General features: G+C 63.3%; 14 protein-coding genes. 8 read left to right on the plus strand and 6 right to left on the minus strand.

What is annotated here, in order from left to right:
- Positions 1 to 107 precede the first annotated feature (107 nt).
- Positions 108 to 1,331 carry a formate-dependent phosphoribosylglycinamide formyltransferase gene (purT, locus tag BCA01S_RS02515; RefSeq protein ID WP_027775569.1) on the minus strand — a complete coding sequence of 408 codons (1,224 nt, stop codon included), beginning with the start codon at positions 1,329 to 1,331 and terminating at the stop codon, positions 108 to 110.
- Positions 1,332 to 1,571: 240 nt separating this feature from the next.
- Here purT and BCA01S_RS02520 point away from each other — a divergent pair, with 240 nt between their 5' ends.
- Positions 1,572 to 2,111 carry an META domain-containing protein gene (locus BCA01S_RS02520; protein WP_027775570.1) on the plus strand — a complete coding sequence of 180 codons (540 nt, stop codon included), beginning with the start codon at positions 1,572 to 1,574 and terminating at the stop codon, positions 2,109 to 2,111.
- A gap of 153 nt (positions 2,112 to 2,264) precedes the next feature.
- Positions 2,265 to 6,269 carry an FtsK/SpoIIIE family DNA translocase gene (locus BCA01S_RS02525; protein WP_027775571.1) on the plus strand — a complete coding sequence of 1,335 codons (4,005 nt, stop codon included), beginning with the start codon at positions 2,265 to 2,267 and terminating at the stop codon, positions 6,267 to 6,269.
- Positions 6,270 to 6,455: 186 nt separating this feature from the next.
- Here the strand turns inward: BCA01S_RS02525 and BCA01S_RS02530 are convergent, their stop codons facing one another.
- Positions 6,456 to 7,760, minus strand: a complete 1,305-nt coding sequence (locus BCA01S_RS02530) for a lactonase family protein (protein WP_027775572.1) — start codon at positions 7,758 to 7,760, stop codon at positions 6,456 to 6,458.
- Between the two features lie 277 nt (positions 7,761 to 8,037).
- On the opposite strand from BCA01S_RS02530, the gene BCA01S_RS36825 reads away from it, so the two are divergent.
- Positions 8,038 to 8,190 (plus strand): DUF3096 domain-containing protein, encoded by a 153-nt coding sequence (locus BCA01S_RS36825; protein WP_084166727.1) that lies wholly within the window; start codon positions 8,038 to 8,040, stop codon positions 8,188 to 8,190.
- A gap of 257 nt (positions 8,191 to 8,447) precedes the next feature.
- Here the strand turns inward: BCA01S_RS36825 and BCA01S_RS02540 are convergent, their stop codons facing one another.
- Positions 8,448 to 8,693: a hypothetical protein gene (locus BCA01S_RS02540; RefSeq protein WP_006048362.1), complete on the minus strand. Its 246-nt coding sequence runs from the start codon at positions 8,691 to 8,693 to the stop codon at positions 8,448 to 8,450.
- Between the two features lie 237 nt (positions 8,694 to 8,930).
- Between BCA01S_RS02540 and BCA01S_RS02545 the strand changes: the two genes are divergently transcribed.
- Together BCA01S_RS02545 and BCA01S_RS02550 are read left to right on the plus strand one after the other, a co-directional pair.
- On the plus strand, positions 8,931 to 10,811 hold the full coding sequence (locus BCA01S_RS02545) for a glycoside hydrolase family 15 protein (protein ID WP_027775573.1): 1,881 nt from the start codon (positions 8,931 to 8,933) through the stop codon (positions 10,809 to 10,811).
- 181 nt (positions 10,812 to 10,992) lie between these two features.
- The gene (locus BCA01S_RS02550) at positions 10,993 to 12,270 is read left to right on the plus strand and encodes a polyhydroxyalkanoate depolymerase (protein WP_027775574.1); all 1,278 of its coding nucleotides are present in this window, start codon (positions 10,993 to 10,995) and stop codon (positions 12,268 to 12,270) included.
- 208 nt (positions 12,271 to 12,478) lie between these two features.
- Here BCA01S_RS02550 and BCA01S_RS02555 read toward each other — a convergent pair whose 3' ends face one another.
- Positions 12,479 to 13,111: a TetR/AcrR family transcriptional regulator gene (locus BCA01S_RS02555; protein ID WP_020065324.1), complete on the minus strand. Its 633-nt coding sequence runs from the start codon at positions 13,109 to 13,111 to the stop codon at positions 12,479 to 12,481.
- A gap of 234 nt (positions 13,112 to 13,345) precedes the next feature.
- Here BCA01S_RS02555 and rsxB point away from each other — a divergent pair, with 234 nt between their 5' ends.
- From rsxB to BCA01S_RS02570, 3 genes are all read left to right on the plus strand, one after another.
- Entirely contained in the window at positions 13,346 to 14,266 is a 921-nt protein-coding gene (gene rsxB / locus BCA01S_RS02560; RefSeq protein ID WP_042317875.1) for an electron transport complex subunit RsxB, read from the plus strand.
- A gap of 19 nt (positions 14,267 to 14,285) precedes the next feature.
- Complete coding sequence (gene nth, locus BCA01S_RS02565; RefSeq protein ID WP_027775576.1) at positions 14,286 to 14,930, plus strand: endonuclease III; 645 nt, start codon at positions 14,286 to 14,288, stop codon at positions 14,928 to 14,930.
- Positions 14,931 to 15,123: 193 nt separating this feature from the next.
- Positions 15,124 to 15,558, plus strand: a complete 435-nt coding sequence (locus BCA01S_RS02570; protein ID WP_027775577.1) for a DUF1841 family protein — start codon at positions 15,124 to 15,126, stop codon at positions 15,556 to 15,558.
- Positions 15,559 to 15,734: 176 nt separating this feature from the next.
- On the opposite strand, the gene BCA01S_RS02575 is transcribed toward BCA01S_RS02570, so the two are convergent.
- Positions 15,735 to 16,118: a c-type cytochrome gene (locus tag BCA01S_RS02575; protein ID WP_027775578.1), complete on the minus strand. Its 384-nt coding sequence runs from the start codon at positions 16,116 to 16,118 to the stop codon at positions 15,735 to 15,737.
- 58 nt (positions 16,119 to 16,176) lie between these two features.
- Positions 16,177 to 16,545, minus strand: a complete 369-nt coding sequence (locus BCA01S_RS02580) for a c-type cytochrome (protein ID WP_013338619.1) — start codon at positions 16,543 to 16,545, stop codon at positions 16,177 to 16,179.
- Positions 16,546 to 16,610: the final 65 nt, after the last annotated feature.

Raw genomic sequence — 16,610 nt, forward strand, 5'->3', positions numbered from 1 at the left:
ACGTACCTCGACTTCAGTAAGCCCGCCGATGAGCCCGCCATCCATTCGTGGGCTCGGAACAATCAGGCCGCGGTAGCGCCGGGCTGGCCGGCACGCTCGCGAGCGCGTCATTGCGCAGACTTTCCCGACACCGGACGCACCGCCGCCGCGGCCTCTTTCGCGCGCGAGCGTGCTTCGTCGATGTTGCCGCCGGTTGCCAGCGCCACGCCCATGCGGCGCTTGACGAAGCTCTCCGGCTTGCCGAAAAGGCGCAGGTCCGCATTCGGCACGGCAAGCGCCGCAGCAACGCCTTCAAAGGCGATGCCCGCCTCATCGAGCCCGCCGTAAATCACCGCCGACGCGCCCGGCGCGCGCAACGACGTATCTACAGGCAAACCCAGGATTGCGCGCGCGTGCAATTCGAATTCCGAAAAGCGTTGCGAGCACAGCGTAACGAGACCCGTGTCGTGCGGACGCGGGCTCACTTCCGAGAACCATACGTCATCGCCGCGGACGAAAAGTTCCACGCCGAAGAGGCCACGCCCGCCGAGCGCGGCCGTCACCTTGTGCGCGACTTCACGCGAACGTTCGAGTGCAAGCGGGCTCATGGGTTGCGGCTGCCACGATTCGACGTAGTCGCCCGCCACCTGCACATGACCGATCGGATCGCAGAAGTACGTGGCGACTTCACCAGTCGACGGATCGACGGCGCGCACGGTCAACTGCGTGATTTCGTAGTCGAAGTCGATAAAGCCTTCGACGATCACGCGGCCGTGATTCACTCGCCCGCCGGCCATTGCATACTGCCAGGCGGGCACGACGTCGGCGTCGCTTTTCAGCACCGACTGCCCCTTGCCCGACGACGACATGACCGGCTTCACCACGCACGGATAACCGACCTTGGCGATGCCCGCGCGCAGTTCATCGAGCGAATCGGCGAACGCGTATGGCGAGGTGGGCAAGCCGAGTTCTTCGGCTGCAAGGCGGCGGATGCCTTCGCGGTTCATTGTGAGCTGCGTGGCGCGCGCGGTCGGAATCACCTCGGCAAGACCGTCGCTTTCAATAGTAGCGAGCGCGTCGGTTGCGATCGCCTCGATTTCGGGGACGATCAGATGCGGGCGCTCCTGCTCGACGAGCGCGCGCAGCGCGGCCCCGTCGGTCATGTCGATCACGTGCGTGCGGTGCGCGACCTGATGGCCCGGCGCGTTCGGATAACGGTCGACGGCAATTACCTCGACGCCCAGCCGCTGCAGCGAGATGATCACTTCCTTGCCGAGTTCGCCGGCGCCGAGCAGCATGACGCGCGTGGCGGATTCAGAAAGCGGCGAGCCGATCCGTTGGCCGATCTGCATGGGGTCTCCAGATAAAAGTCGGATGAGGGTGGGAATGGGTAGAACACGATGTTAACATGCGGGCCCCTCGCCGCGCCTTGCTCGCGGCGGCCGCTTCCTGTCTGCGCGGTGTGCGCGAAGCGCTGCCGCGCGCTGACCTCAAATGCGGCGCAATAAGGGCGCTGCCGCAATCTGCGTGAGCGCTCGACGCACCGAGTGCGTTACCCTTACGCCTTTGCCAGTTTCAAGAGGAACGACGCCATGCATCCAAGCTTCTCCACGCGACGTCATGCGGGCATTGCTCCATTTGCGCGCACGGTCCTCGCCGCGTTGAGCGTCGCGGCGCTGCTCGGCGCCTGCGCGATTCCGAAGCATCCGGATTCGGAAGCCCCCGCGCCAGACCCGTTCAACCCCGCCGCCACGCAATTACTCGACGACACGAGCTGGGTTCTTACCGGATGGAAGCAGCCGGACGGCACGGCCCGCACCATTCCGTTCGCGAATCTCGGCGCGCCGATCACGCTCACGCTTTCGACTGCGACGGGCCAGCGCCACGCGAGCGGCTTTTCCGGCTGCAATCGCTATATGGGCTCGTACTCGCTAAAAGACGGCAAGCTCAGTTTCGGCACGCTGGGCGGCACGCGCATGGCTTGCGCGACGCCGGGCGGGCAAATCGAGAGCACCTACCTGAGCGCGCTGACGCACATCGAACGGACCGGCGTGCAGATGCGCGAGCCGCAGCAAATGCAGCTGGTGCTCGATAACGGCGATACGCTGGTGTTCGAGCGCAGCGCCAGGTAGCAGTAGCGCGGGCGGCGTGCGGATTATTCGGCGCGCCATCCGGTTTGCATGAGGACGCAGGCATACTTGTGTCCGCCTTCGGAGCCTTGGGCTTCGCCGGTTTAAACTCGACGGATTGCGTTTCCCTCAATCCGTCATTTGTTGATGTCGAGTATGCACACGGTAGTTTTCGGCTGGTTCGGCGGGTCGGCCGTCTGGTTCATTCCTCTCATATGGCGGCTCGTCAAGTCGATGCTGCCGGGCGGCGCGGGTCTGCGCGGCCCCGGCACGATCCGGCTTTGGCTCGGCTTCGTCTGCGTGATGCTGGCGAGTTGCACGCTGGAGGCGTCGCTGATCGGCGCGGCCGGCACGAACGCGATCGGCCATGCGCTCGCGGCGGGCTTCGGCCATCTGCTCGGACATATCGGCACGCCGCTGGCGGCGCTGGCGCTGCTGTTGGTCAGCTTGCCCTGGCTAATCGGTTTTCACTGGCGCGAGTTTCTCGCGTGGGCCGACGGCGCGTTCGGCCTCGGCCTCGCCTCGCGCGGTCTTGCAAGGCGTGACGATGAAGCGCGCCGCCATCGCATCGACGACGGCGCGTCGCCGCACATTTCCAGTTCCATGAACACGATGGCGCCCAAAACCAAGGGGCGTTATTCGCGGCCCACCGTTTGGCGACCGCCTGTCAAGGGACGCGCTGCGGGTGGCGCCGGGGCTGCAGGCGTCGGCGCTGCCGGATCTGCAGCTGGCAGGGACGCGCCAACGCGTACGACTGGCGAAAGCTGGCGAGCCGGGCGAGTTGCGCCGCGCAGCCGAAGCTCGCAAGCCGAGCCGGTTCTGGTTACCGGCAGCGCGAATCCGGCGCGGCACGCAACGTCACAGACGCCGATGCATGGGTCGTCTGCCGGCAAGTCGACATGGGCGCCGACGGAACCGGTCGCGCCGGCTGGTTGGCTGCGCGAGACCACGTCGCAGCCGCGTGTGTCCACTGTGAGCACAGCAGCGCAAAACCCGGCCGGCGATAACGGCTCGCCTGGCACAGGTCGCCCAATTCGTGACCCGCGAGGCAGTGGATCGTTGGGAATCGGCGCCGGTGCGGCGGGAGTGGCCGCCGGCATGCAAGGCGCTGATGCGCATGCCACGCGCCTTGCAGCGAGCACAGCCGCGGCTCCGCGCGGGTCTGCCGGTACGACGTCGCCGAGCGGATCCGTCGATGGCCGCGCCGCGCTCAACCCTACTTCGACGCTGCTCAATCGCGCGGCATCGCCGGCGCAAGTGCCGCCATCGGCCCCGCGCACCCAGGATGTCGCTTCGGTTTCGGGCACGCGTCGTCCGTTGCCGGCCGCGCCGAGCTACACGCGGCCCTTGCCTGCAACACAGAAGGTGACGCCGCCAGCCAGCGTCCAGGAGACGCTGCGCAGCATTGCCGAGAACGCCGCCCGCTGGACGGATATCGCCGGCGTCAGCCTCGCGCGAAGCACCGGCGCGGAGGTTACGAAGATCGCGGACCAGAACATGCCGCCGTCGGGTTCGGGCGGCACTGCAAGCGGGGAAATGTCGCACTACGGCAACGTCGAGCCGCCTTCAATCGCGGATCAAGCAGGGTCAGACGATGTCGCAAGACCGGTGGCGAGCAATGCGTCGCAAGCCGATGCGATCCACACCGATGAAACGCCATTCGAGCGGCCCGATGGCATGCAGCCTCCAATGTCGGTGGAACAAACTGCATTAGAAGCGCCGCATGAAGCGCCGGTTGTCGCGCACGCTCACACGCTGCAGACGGAACCCGAGGCGCGGGCTGCGAGCAGTACGGTACCGGTCGTGCAATGGCCGATTGAACCGCCGGTCGTTCAAGCGCCGATAAGCTTGCCGACTGAACTTGCAACGCCGTCAACGCCGGCGATCGTGCCCGCAGCGGGGATGGCATCGACGGTCGTGCCAACACTGTCAGTTGCCGCACCACCGCTCAATCGCACGCCGTTCGGCATCTTTGCAACCCGACTGCAGGAGCCCGACGCGCCGTCGCAGACGCCGCCCTGGGAAGAAGACCTGCCTTCATCGCCGCAACAGCCGGATGACCGTCCCGGCAGCCCGGCTAGCGCGGCCACGCATGCAAGTCAGCACCGCGACGCGCAAGACGAAGACTCCGCTACGCCGCTGGTGGTCCGGACGGTGTCGATCGCTCCGGACATTGCGCCCGATAGCGCTGCACAGCTTCCGCACGCCGCAGGCACAAGTACAAACACAGGTACGAGCGAAACCACCGCAGGGCCGGCATCCCCAGCCACTGCGGAGCTGCAAACGTCCCCCACCCTCGCGGATCAAGCGACCGCCTCGGTCGAATCAAACGCTACACCTGTGGCCGATACAACCGTCGCGCCGGAGCCAGGCGCTGCGACGCCGGCGTCATCTAACGTGGTTCGTTTCCCCACCTTGGCAACCCAGTCGCACACGGCTACGCGCGACCAGGCGGTACCGCAACCGCATGCGCATCCGCATGACGAGGAAAGCCTCGGCGCACCGGCGATCCACGCTCCCGCTCTGGACGCCACCTATTCGGCGCCGCCCTCTCCACCGCCGGCCGCATCGAACGGCGGGCACGAACCGGTGCCCGCAGCCGAACCGCCCGTGCAGCGCGCGCCGCCGCGCGGCCACAGCCCGACTAACGGCTTCGAGTTCCACGCGCCGGCCGCGTCGATGGTCGAATTGCCCACGCTCGATCTGCTTGCGCCCGCCGATACCGACGTCGAGCCCGTCTCCGAGGAAAAGCTCATCGAGACCGGTCTGCTGATCGAACAGCGCCTGCAGGAGTTCAAGGTGCCGGTGACGGTGGTCGGCGCATCGGCAGGTCCCGTCATCACGCGTTTCGAGGTCGAACCGGCGCTCGGGGTGCGCGGCAGTCAGATCGTCGGGTTGATGAAGGACCTGTCGCGCGGTCTTGGACTCACGTCGATCCGCGTCGTCGAAACGATTCCCGGCAAGACGTGCATGGGCCTCGAATTGCCGAACGCGAAGCGCCAGACGATCCGCCTGTCCGAGATTCTCGAAGCGAGCGTCTATCAGAACTCGCATTCGCAATTGACACTGGCGATGGGCAAGGACATTACCGGCCATCCGGTGGTCGCCGATCTCGCGAAAGCGCCGCACATGCTGGTTGCGGGCACGACGGGCTCGGGCAAGTCGGTCGCGATCAACGCGATGATCTGCTCGTTGCTCTACAAGGCGACGCCCGAGGAAGTGCGCCTCATCATGATCGACCCGAAAATGCTGGAGCTGTCGGTCTACGAAGGCATTCCGCATCTGCTCGCGCCTGTCGTCACCGACATGAAGCTCGCGGCCAACGCGCTGAACTGGTGCGTCGGCGAAATGGAAAAACGCTACCGCCTGATGTCCGCGGTCGGCGTACGCAACCTCGCGGGCTTCAATCAGAAAATTCGCGACACAGAAGCGAAGGGCAAGAAGCTCGGAAATCCGTTTTCACTGACGCCGGAGGCGCCCGAGCCGCTCGCGCCTCTGCCGCTGATCGTCGTGGTGATCGACGAGCTCGCCGACCTCATGATGGTGGCCGGCAAGAAGATCGAGGAACTGATCGCGCGGCTCGCGCAAAAAGCGCGCGCCGCCGGCATCCACTTGATTCTCGCGACGCAGCGCCCTTCGGTGGACGTAATCACCGGGCTCATCAAGGCGAACATTCCGACGCGCGTCGCGTTCCAGGTGTCGTCGAAAATCGACTCGCGCACGATTCTCGACCAGATGGGCGCGGAGTCGCTGCTCGGCCAAGGCGACATGCTGTTCCTGCCGCCAGGCACGGGCTATCCGCAGCGCGTGCACGGCGCGTTCGTCGCGGACGAGGAAGTGCACGCGATCGTCGAGTATCTGAAGCAGTTCGGCGAGCCGCAATACGAGGAAGGCATTCTCGACGGCCCCGCAACCGACGGCGGCGCGGCGCAGGACCTGTTCGGCGACTCGCCGGACGCGGAAGCCGATCCACTGTACGACGAAGCCGTTGCGTTTGTCGTCCGCACGCGGCGCGCGTCGATTTCGTCCGTGCAGCGGCAATTGCGCATCGGCTATAACCGTGCGGCGCGTCTTGTCGAACAGATGGAAACCGCTGGGCTGGTGTCGGCCATGGGTATCAACGGCAGCCGTGAAGTGCTGGCGCCCGGGCCTGCGGAATAAGCCTGTCTGACTGGCACTTCGCTTCGACGACGCATCGAATGCGTGTCACGAGGCGAGCCAGGCTTGCTACAAAACAACGGGCCGCTCGAAGCGGCCCGTTTTCATGCAGCATGCGGCGTACAGCGCGCGTGCTCGCACGCATGATTCAGTGGTTCCCTCACCTGCGCATAGATAAAGGCCCCTTCCTCACGACGGCGACACGAGCTTGAAGTCCACCGGCGAGCCGATCTCGATCCGCTTCGGGTTCGCTTTGAGCAAGCCGCTCTGCAGATCGCGCCTGAATACGTAGACCGTGTCGCTGTTCTGATTTCCAACGATCAACCATTTGCCCGTGGGGTCGATAGCGAACTCGCGCGGCGACTTTCCGAGACTCGATTGATGACCGATCTTTTTCAGATGTCCGTTCGTCGGATCGACGGAGAAGATCACGATCTCGTTCGCGTCACCGCGATTAGTCGCGTACAGGAACCGCCCGTCCGGCGACAGATGGATCGCCGCCGCCCCGACCGCGCCCTTGAAGCCGGGCTCCGTTAGCGAGACTGTCTGGACCTGCGTGAGCTTGCCGTCGTCGTAATTGAAGATGCTGACGGTCGCGGCGAGCTCGCTCGTCAGGTACGCATGCTTGCCGTCTGCGCCGAACACCAGATGCCGGGGGCCCGTACCCGGCTTTTCCTGCGTATAGCGCCAGTCGGTGGGACCGAACAGGCCGCGGCTGCCGTCGGGCGTGTAGCGGTACGAATAGAGCTTGTCGGCGCCGAGATCCTGCGCGAACAGATAACGTCCGTCCGGCGAAAAGACAGTGGAGTGCACGTGCGAATTGTCCTGGCGTCCTTTCACCGGGCCGCCGCCTTCATGATGCACCGTCAACACCGACGCGCCGAGCTGGCCGTCCGCCTGCACCGGAAACACCGCGAAGCTGCCGCCCGGATCGGCCGCGACCGAATAGTTTGCGGTCAGCAGATATTTGCCATCCGGTGAGAGACTCAGGTAGCACGGATCGTTGCCGTCGGCGGAAACCTTGTTGAGGAAGCTCAACTGGCCGCTCGCGGCGTCGAAGCGAAATGCGCTGATGCCGCCGCGCTGGCTGGCCGGTCCGTTGTCGCCAGGCAGTTCGTTGACGGCATAGACAAACCGGCGGTCGCGGCTCACCACCAGATACGACGGGTTGACCGTCTGCGCGACCGAGACGCGCGTCGCGTCGCCGGTCTTGGTGTCAAAGCGATACACATACAAGCCCTCGCTCTTGCCGCCGGTATAGGTGCCGACCAGCATGTCATAGACGCCGTCGGCGGGGGCGGGGCCGGCGTCCTGAGCGAACGCGGGCGAAGCGACAATCGAGACCATGAGCGCGAAACCTTTTATGATCGAGCCGGCGGAGAGCATGGGAGCCCATGTGCGCGCGCGCCGTGAAGGGGAGCCCGCATCGGAATACGAAGAAGGCTGAGTAACACCTGAGGCGGCGCGCACTGCGGCCCGGTGACGACGAAGCATATGACCTCCTCTACATCGTTTATTTGCATGAACTGGTTGTAATGGCGTCTCTGGTCTGCCGCGCGACGGTCGAGCGTTGTTCACGTCGAGCAAGTATAAAAGTGTTGCAACGGATGATGCAGCGAAGCGGGCCACGCGAACCTGTCGGCAGCTAGTCAGTCGGGTAGCGGACTGTTTTAGGACTGGAGTGCGGCAACGCCGGCCGCTGCATGGGTAGCAATTGTCCCGCCTGAACGGGATCTTTTTTAATCGCGTCTCACCACACTACGGAGTATTCATGAACGTCACATTCAGCCTGGGTCCGCTGGTTTCGTTGATCGCCGGCATACTGATTCTCGTGATGCCGCGGCTGTTGAACTATATCGTCGCGCTTTATCTGATCATCATCGGGATCATCGGGATTTTTGGCGTGGGGTCTTCGCACTTCTGAGCGCGGCAGCCGGGCGCAAGACGGCCCGGCTTATTCCCATGCGAAGTAGATGGGCGGCCGGTGTGCGAGCGTTGCCGACACTGCCGCCCGGCGACAGTGCTCAACGTGCACGAACTGCACGAACGCATAGGAGCGCGCACGGCCAGATAAGACCGTGCGGTCACTGCCGCAGGCTGGCAAGAATAGACGTCAGTCGTCCAGGCAAGACAAGGTCCGGGCGCCGCCCGATGTCAATCCGCTCGCGGAAAACGCCGGCGTCAGCCGTTCGAAAGCTGCTCCAGACGCCAGCGCCCCTGCAGCGACAGCGCGCCGACGGCATAATGGCCGTCACCTTCCTGATAACGCCGGAAGCAGGCTCGTTCGATCAGAAAGCTCGCGGCGGTCTGCATGCCGTTGCGGCTCAGACCAAGGCGGCTGTGATCGAGAGGCAACATTGAATCGTCCGCAAGCTGGCTCGCGGCGGAGAGAATCGTGATGCAGTCGGATTTTGACGGATTCAGCATGGCTTTCGTCCTCGAAACGGCGTGTGCATGCGCGATGGGCAAGCCGGTTCGCAAAATAGTGAAGATTTTCGCGCCAGCCAGATTACTGATTGTAGGCATAGGCTCGAAATTTACCAACCCGCGTTTTGCCGCATTGCCGACGAAGCCCAAAAACCGCCAGCGAATCCGGAAAGAACAACGAACAGGTGGGGCCAGTTGCGCCGCACCTGCTACTCAAACGCACTGATACGCACTCTCATGCCCGCACCCATCGAAGACTATGCGCTCATCGGCGACGGCCACACCGCCGCGCTCATTTCCCGCGAAGGTTCCGTCGACTGGCTTTGCTGGCCGCGTTTCGACTCCGGAGCATGTTTCGCCGCGCTGCTCGGCACGCCGGACAACGGCCGATGGCTGATTTGTCCCGATACCGACGCGCCCGCGAAAATCACCCGCCGGTATCGTGGCGAAACGCTCATACTCGAAACGGACTTCGAAACGCCCGAAGGCGCGGTGACGCTCGTGGATTTCATGCCACCGGGCAACGGCTGGTCGGAAATGGTGCGTATCGTCGTCGGCAAACGCGGCACTGTGCGCATGAAGATGGAACTCGTGCTGCGCTTCGACTACGGCTTCTCGATTCCGTGGGTCGCCCGTCTGAAGAACGAGAGCGGCATCCGCGCGATCGTCGGCCCGGATAACGCGGTGCTGCGCACGCCCGTTGAACTCGTCGGCGAGAACATGAAAACGGTGGCCGAGTTCACCGTCAAAGAAGGCGAACGTGTGCCCTTCTCGCTCGCCTACGCGGCTTCGCATCTGCGGCTGCCGCCGGCACGCGATCCGCACACGGCGCTCGCGCGCACCGAGAACCATTGGCTCGAATGGTCGGCGCGCGGCACCATCCAGGGGAGATGGGCCGAGCCGATCCGCCGCTCGCTGATCACGCTGCGCGCGCTCGCCTACGAGCCGACCGGCGGAATCGTCGCCGCGCCCACCACGTCGCTACCTGAACAGCTGGGCGGCACGCGCAACTGGGACTACCGCTACTGCTGGCTGCGCGACGCGACCATCACGCTGCTCGCGCTGATGCGCGGCGGCTATTACGACGAAGCGCGTGCATGGCGCAGCTGGCTCGGCCGCGTCACGGCCGGCGCGCCCGACCAGTTGCAGATCATGTATGGGCTCGCCGGCGAACGACGCCTGCCCGAGTTCGAGATCGACTGGCTGCCCGGCTATCAGGGCGCGAAGCCCGTGCGGATCGGCAATAACGCGGTGGGGCAGCTTCAGCTGGACGTGTATGGCGAGGTGATGAATGCACTGCATCTGGCGCGCGTCGGCGGCTTGCAGGCAGACGACACCGCGTGGAACGTGCAATGCGCGCTGCTGGGTCACCTGACGACGATCTGGCAGCAACCCGACGAGGGCATCTGGGAGACGCGCGGCGGACGCCAGCACTTCACTTTCTCGAAGGTCATGGCGTGGGTTGCATTCGACCGCGCGCTTGCATCCGCGGAAATGTTCAAGCTCGAAGGCCCGCTCGACGAATGGCGCGCCACTCGCGCGCAGATTCACGCGGAAGTCTGCGAAAAGGCGTGGAATCCGTCGCGCAACGCGTTTGTGCAGGCGTATGGTAGCGACCAGCTGGACGCAAGCGTGCTGCTCATGCCACTCGTGAGCTTCCTGCCGCCGCACGATCCACGAATAAAAGGTACGGTGGAGGCGATCGAACGCGACCTGATGCACGACGGTTTCGTGATGCGCTACCGCACGACCGAATACGACGACGGCCTCCCGCCTGGGGAAGGCACGTTTCTAGCTTGCTCGTTCTGGATGGTGGACAACCTGGCGCTGCAAGGACGCCTTGACGAAGCGATCGCCATGTACGAACGGCTGCTCGGACTGTGCAACGACGTCGGGCTGCTCGCGGAGGAATACGATCCGGCCGAGAAACGCCTCGTCGGCAACTTTCCGCAGGCGTTTTCGCATGTGTCGCTCGTCAATACCGGCTTGAACCTGATGAAACATGAACAGGCGATGGCGCGGGCCACGGGTCAGCCGTCTCATAACGGCACGCACCAGTCGGAACTTGAGGCTGCTGCAAGCCCGGATAGCGGCACGGCAACATCGCCAGTAGCATGATTCAATGGCACTTTTCATGGATCGACGCCACCAGATTGCTGCGTTGCACAACACCACTTGTTTCTATATCATCGAACCGTCTGTCGGCCCAAAAATAGTGTGCCAACAACCAGAATGGCCTGCCGCAACGCCACACGCGTGTTTGCGAAGCCCCATGCGAACCGCTTAAAACGGAGCACCCATGCTCTACCAATTGCACGAATTCCAGCGGGCTATGCTGAGCCCGCTTACCGCCTGGGCTCAGGCCGCGTCCAAATCGTTCGCGAATCCTGCCAGCCCTCTGGCCTACGTGCCCGGTGCCACGCGCCTTTCCGCCGGCTACGAACTGCTCTACCGGCTTGGTAAAGATTACGAGAAGCCGGAGTTCAATCTCCATCAGATCGTCAAAGACGGTCACAACATTCCGATCATCGAGCAAACGATCATCGAAAAGCCGTTCTGCCGTCTGATGCGCTTCAAGCGTTTCGCGGACGACAGCGACGCTGTGACCCAGCTCAAGGACGAGCCGGTCGTGCTGGTCTGCGCGCCGTTATCGGGCCACCATGCCACGCTGTTGCGTGACACAGTGCGCACGTTGTTGCAGGACCACAAGGTCTATCTGACCGACTGGATCGACGCGCGCATGGTGCCGCTCGAAGACGGCGAGTTTCATCTCGACGACTACGTCGCCTACATTCAGGAATTCATCCGCCACATCGGTGCGAAGAATCTGCATGTGATCTCGGTGTGCCAGCCGACCGTGCCGGTGCTCGCCGCCATTTCGCTGCTGGCGAGCCGCGGCGAAGACACGCCGCGCACCATGACCATGATGGGCGGGCCTATCGACGCGCGCAAGAGCCCCACGTCGGTCAACTCGCTCGCCACGCAACACTCCTACGAGTGGTTCGAAAACAACGTGATCTTCACGGTGCCGCCGAACTATCCGGGCGTGGGCCGCAAGGTGTACCCGGGCTTCCTGCAACACACGGGCTTCGTCGCGATGAACCCGGAACGTCATGCGGCTTCGCATTGGGACTTCTACCAGAGCCTCCTGCGTGGCGACGAAGACGACGCGGAAGCGCATCGCCGCTTCTACGACGAGTACAACGCCGTGCTCGACATGGACGCCGATTACTACCTGGACACGATCCGCGTGGTGTTTCAGGAGTTCTGTCTGGCCGAAGGCACCTGGGACGTGGCCGGCGAACGCGTGCGTCCGCAGGACATCACGAAAACCGCGCTCTTCACGATTGAAGGCGAACTGGACGACATCTCCGGCGACGGTCAGACCTATGCCGCTCACGGGTTGTGCACCGGCATTCCGGAGAAGAACAAGCGTCACTTCACGGCGGAAAAGTGCGGGCACTACGGTATCTTTTCGGGCCGCCGCTGGCGCACGATCATTTATCCGCAGTTGCGCGACTTCATCCTCGAGCACAACAAGGCGCCGAAGGTCGTGAAGGAAAAAGCCGAAGTGTGACGCGTGTCATGCGGACTTCGCGCAAGAGTCATGCAGGCTTTTTCGGCCACTCATGAAGTCACTTACGAAGCCCTCGCGCACATGATAAGAACGGCCTCCTGATTAGGAGGCCGTTTTTTGGCACGTCTCAAACGGCCCGTTCAAAAGCAAGCGAAGTTGAGAAGCCTCTTAGCGCATCTCAACTTTGCAGGCCAACACCGAGGCTGCCCTACTTTCGCAACAGATAAGCGAGCAATAGTTCGGTGTTCATCTGAATCACCTCACTGCGTTCGCTCGCACTGCTGAAATCGCGACCAAGCGTGGCTTCCAGCGTGAAGCGATTGGACACGATGTAATAGCCCATGCCCGACAGCGTGACGTAGAAGCGCAGCGGATCCACGTTCGTGCGAAAGAGCCCTGCGCGTTGACCACGCTCGAGAATGCTGCCAAGCGTGGCGACGATCGGCGAAATCATTTCGCGGATGCGCGTGGACTTCTGCATATAACGCGCCTCGTGCAAATTTTCGTTATTGACGAGGCGCAGCAGTTCAGGATGGTCGCGGTAGTAATCCCAAACAAAATGCGCGAGACGCGTAACTGCCTCGACCGGCGCAATGCCGTTCAGTTCGAGCGTGCGTTCCGCTTCGTTGAGCGCGCTGAACGCGTGCTCGAGTACTGCAGTGAAGAGCTGCTCCTTGCTACCGAAGTAGTAGTAGAGCATGCGTTCATTCGTCTCCGCTCGGCGGGCGATCTGATCGACGCGCGCGCCGAATAGCCCACCATTTGCAAACTCTTCGGCTGCCGCAAGCAGAATGCGGCGCCGGGTGCCTTCAGGATCTCTTTTGATTTTCGGCTGATTCATGGTGGCATGGTCTTCGTGAGCCGCGTTTTCCAGATCGTGCCGCCGGCCTCTCCTCGGGCCTTGCATAGACAGCACTGAACGGGCTGGTTGGGGGAAACCCTTCTGCGGTCTTTCGAAAAAGGCGCTTCGATTATGGCACATGGATTGCCGATGGCAATTGGGGAAATCGGCGATAATGTGCTATTTAGTTCAAGCTGTGCGGCCGCCCCGCCGAGCCCCGCTTGGCCCCACATCGTGACCGTGACACAGATCAAAACACTCGCAGATCGCATTGAAGATCTGCTTCCCCAGACGCAATGCACCAAGTGCGGATATCCGGCGTGCCGTCCGTATGCCGAGGCCGTCGCATGCGGCGAAGCCAATTACAACCAGTGCCCGCCGGGCGGCGAACAAGGCGTCGTGCGCCTCGCCGCCTTGCTCGGCAAACCGGTGATTCCGCTCAATTCCGCCAATGGCGTCGAACGCCCACGCCCTCTGGCGGTTATCGACGAACAGGTGTGCATCGGTTGCACTTTGTGCATGCAAGCGTGCCCCGTCGACGCAATAGTTGGTGCACCGAAACACATGCACACGGTAGTCGCCGAGTTGTGCACGGGCTGCGACCTGTGCGTGCCGCCCTGCCCGGTCGATTGCATTTCGATGCCGCCTGTCACCGGCGAGGCGACCGGCTGGGACGCATGGAGCCAGCCGCTCGCCGACGCCGCGCGCGAGCGACATAACCGGCGCGAAGCGCGTCTCGCACGCGAGCGCGAAGCTGCCGAAGCACGTGTTGCGGCGCGGCGAAGCAGCGCAGCCGCTAGCGGGGCTACTACTGGGGCTACCACTGCGCCGACAGGCAACGTGTCGACGCCGTCGGCACCGCCTGCAAGCACTGCTGAGAATGCCGACGCCGAAGCGAAGAAACGCGCGATTATCCAGGCCGCGCTCGAACGTGCTCGCAAGAAGAAGGAAGAGCTGGCCGCCAAAGGCCATGTGCCGTTGAACACCGATCAGGTGAGCGCCGACGTGCAGGCGCAGATCGACGCGGCCGAAGCGCGCCGCCGCCGTCTCGGGCTCACCGACACAGGCGTCGACCAACTTACAGATAATCCAGCCGACGACCCCGCCGGCAACCCGCCGCCGTCGACGCCGGTCGGCACGCGCAATCCGCGCTAACAGCATCCGCCCGCTCAGCATGAACGCGAACAAACGCCGCGCCATCTACGAAACGCTTCAGAGCATCAATCCCCATCCCACGACCGAACTGGAGTACACCACACCGTTCGAACTGCTGATTGCCGTACTGCTTTCGGCGCAGGCGACTGACGTCTCGGTCAACAAGGCCATGCGCAAGATGTTTCCGGTGGCCAACACGCCGCAAAAAGTGTTGGCGCTCGGAGAAGAAGGCGTCGCCGACTACATCAAGACGATCGGCCTGTACAGGAACAAGGCCAAGAACGTGATCGCGACTTGCCGCATCCTGCTCGATCAATACGGCGGCGAAGTGCCTGAGGACCGCGAGGCGCTGGAAAGTCTGCCGGGCGTCGGGCGCAAGACAGCTAACGTGATTCTGAACACGGCGTTCGGCCATCCGACTATCGCCGTCGACACACACATCTTTCGGGTTGCGAATCGAACCGGGCTGGCTCCCGGCAAAGACGTGCGCGCGGTTGAAACAGCGCTCGAAAAATTCACGCCCGCCGAGTTCAGGAAGGACGCGCATCATTGGCTGATCCTGCATGGCCGTTATGTGTGCAAGGCGCGTCGGCCGGAGTGCTGGCACTGCGCGATCGAGCCGCTTTGCGAATTCCGGCCAAAGACGCCGCCGCCCGATCTTTGAGCGGGCGCGTCCTCAGCAAGCCGCAGCACCGGCGCGTAAAATGCCGCGTTATATATAGAGCGGCGCCGGCCTGAGTTATACGCGGCGGCACCGGCCTGCGTGAGCGGCTCCGCAAGGCGCGTTCTCACAGCAACGCCTTACCGCACGCAGCCGTTGCGTCCTCTCACTTTCCACTCGATAAACCGGTCCCACGATGTTCAATCCAAGCCGCGACGAAGTCCGTCAATTTTTCACCGAGACCTGGCGCAAGCAGCGTCAGGGCGAGATTCTGACGCCGCTCGAAGCGATTGCCGCCGACTGGATCACCGAGCATCCCGAGTATCACGCGGAACTGACCGATACCGAGGCGGCCCAGGCTCAGGACTACTCGCCCGAGCGTGGACAGACCAATCCGTTCCTGCATCTGTCGATGCACCTGGCTATCACAGAACAACTGTCGATCGACCAGCCGCCAGGCATTCGCGCCGCGCATGAGCGTCTCGCCGCCCGCCTTGGGTCGACGCACGACGCGCAGCACGCGATCATGGAATGCCTCGGTGAAACCATTTGGGAAGCGCAGCGCACAGGCATGCCGCCCGATACTGACGCGTATCTGCAGCGAATCGAACGGCGCGCGACGCGCGACTAGCCGCAAGCGTGTCCGCATAGCAACGCGAGCAGGAGCCGTCGAAGGGAACGCGCAAAAGAGCGCGCGAGCCGCGAACTTGGCCACGCACACAAACTCCGGCGTCCAAAAAGCACGACACCCCGTCGAAGCGGGGTGTCGATGAAGTTGCCTGGCAGCGCCGAGGTGGCGCGGCGTGCTTACTTCTTCTGTACGAGATCGCCGTTCAGCGATTCGATGTAAGCCGCGATGTCTTTCATGTCCGATGGCGACAGGCTCTGAACCTGCGCCTGCATGATCGCGTTATTGCGCCCCATGTGCGGGTTGCCGTTACCCATCTGATACTGACGCAGCGCCCAGTAGACGTAATCGGAATGCTGACCCGCGAGCTTCGGATATTCCGGGCTTACGGGGTTGTTCAGCTTCGGGCCGTGACATGCCGCGCAGTTGTGGCTCTCGGACAGCACCTTGCCGTTGCCGGCGTCGGCCGCATGGGCGACGCTCGCTGCAGCCAGACCGATTACTGCCGCCGACGCGCATGCAGCCTTGAACACCGTGTGGAGTGCCTGTTGGGGCTTATTCATGAATTCTCCTATCCCGCGAATTTAATAGCCGTGTGACTGGTTGGATAACCGCAGCCGGTCACTTGTCGGGATTGCTCTTCGATGAGGAATTTTGCGCCGCGTAGTAAGCAGCGATGTCGGCGATGTCCTGATCCGATAGCGACGCGGTGATCGCGTGCATCGTTTCGAAGTGGCGATCGCCCTTCTTGTAGCCGCGCAGGGCGTTTTCGAGGTACGCCTGATTCTGGCCGCCGAGCATGGGCACGCGGTAGACCTCAGGATAAGCCGTGCGATATTCAGGGATGCCGTGGCAGCCAATACACATCGCGACCTTGCCTTGGCCCGCTTTCGCGTTGCCGACGACATCCGCTGCCTGCGCACTGGCCGCATAGCCCGCGAGCACCGACAGCGCTGCGATCACGACGTGTTTGCCGACGAATTTATTCATAGCATGTAACCTGGCTTGAGGGGAAACGGGCGCCCAAAAAGGCAACGGCCCGCGCCGTTATTCTT

This window comes from Paraburkholderia caledonica NBRC 102488, assembly GCF_000685095.1.
In the GTDB taxonomy this organism is placed as follows: Bacteria; Pseudomonadota; Gammaproteobacteria; order Burkholderiales; family Burkholderiaceae; genus Paraburkholderia; species Paraburkholderia caledonica.

What these genes read in the sequence shown, in the direction of transcription:
- BCA01S_RS02545 (WP_027775573.1), top strand. Translation starts at nt 8,931, where the DNA reads ATGCCCGCACCCATCGAAGACTATGCGCTCATCGGCGACGGCCACACC.
- BCA01S_RS02570 (WP_027775577.1), top strand. Translation starts at nt 15,124, where the DNA reads ATGTTCAATCCAAGCCGCGACGAAGTCCGTCAATTTTTCACCGAGACC.
- BCA01S_RS36825 (WP_084166727.1), top strand. Translation starts at nt 8,038, where the DNA reads ATGAACGTCACATTCAGCCTGGGTCCGCTGGTTTCGTTGATCGCCGGC.
- nth (WP_027775576.1), top strand. Translation starts at nt 14,286, where the DNA reads ATGAACGCGAACAAACGCCGCGCCATCTACGAAACGCTTCAGAGCATC.
- BCA01S_RS02520 (WP_027775570.1), top strand. Translation starts at nt 1,572, where the DNA reads ATGCATCCAAGCTTCTCCACGCGACGTCATGCGGGCATTGCTCCATTT.
- purT (WP_027775569.1), bottom strand. Translation starts at nt 1,331, where the DNA reads ATGCAGATCGGCCAACGGATCGGCTCGCCGCTTTCTGAATCCGCCACG.
- BCA01S_RS02525 (WP_027775571.1), top strand. Translation starts at nt 2,265, where the DNA reads ATGCACACGGTAGTTTTCGGCTGGTTCGGCGGGTCGGCCGTCTGGTTC.
- BCA01S_RS02550 (WP_027775574.1), top strand. Translation starts at nt 10,993, where the DNA reads ATGCTCTACCAATTGCACGAATTCCAGCGGGCTATGCTGAGCCCGCTT.
- BCA01S_RS02580 (WP_013338619.1), bottom strand. Translation starts at nt 16,545, where the DNA reads ATGAATAAATTCGTCGGCAAACACGTCGTGATCGCAGCGCTGTCGGTG.
- BCA01S_RS02540 (WP_006048362.1), bottom strand. Translation starts at nt 8,693, where the DNA reads ATGCTGAATCCGTCAAAATCCGACTGCATCACGATTCTCTCCGCCGCG.
- BCA01S_RS02555 (WP_020065324.1), bottom strand. Translation starts at nt 13,111, where the DNA reads ATGAATCAGCCGAAAATCAAAAGAGATCCTGAAGGCACCCGGCGCCGC.
- BCA01S_RS02530 (WP_027775572.1), bottom strand. Translation starts at nt 7,760, where the DNA reads ATGCTTCGTCGTCACCGGGCCGCAGTGCGCGCCGCCTCAGGTGTTACT.
- BCA01S_RS02575 (WP_027775578.1), bottom strand. Translation starts at nt 16,118, where the DNA reads ATGAATAAGCCCCAACAGGCACTCCACACGGTGTTCAAGGCTGCATGC.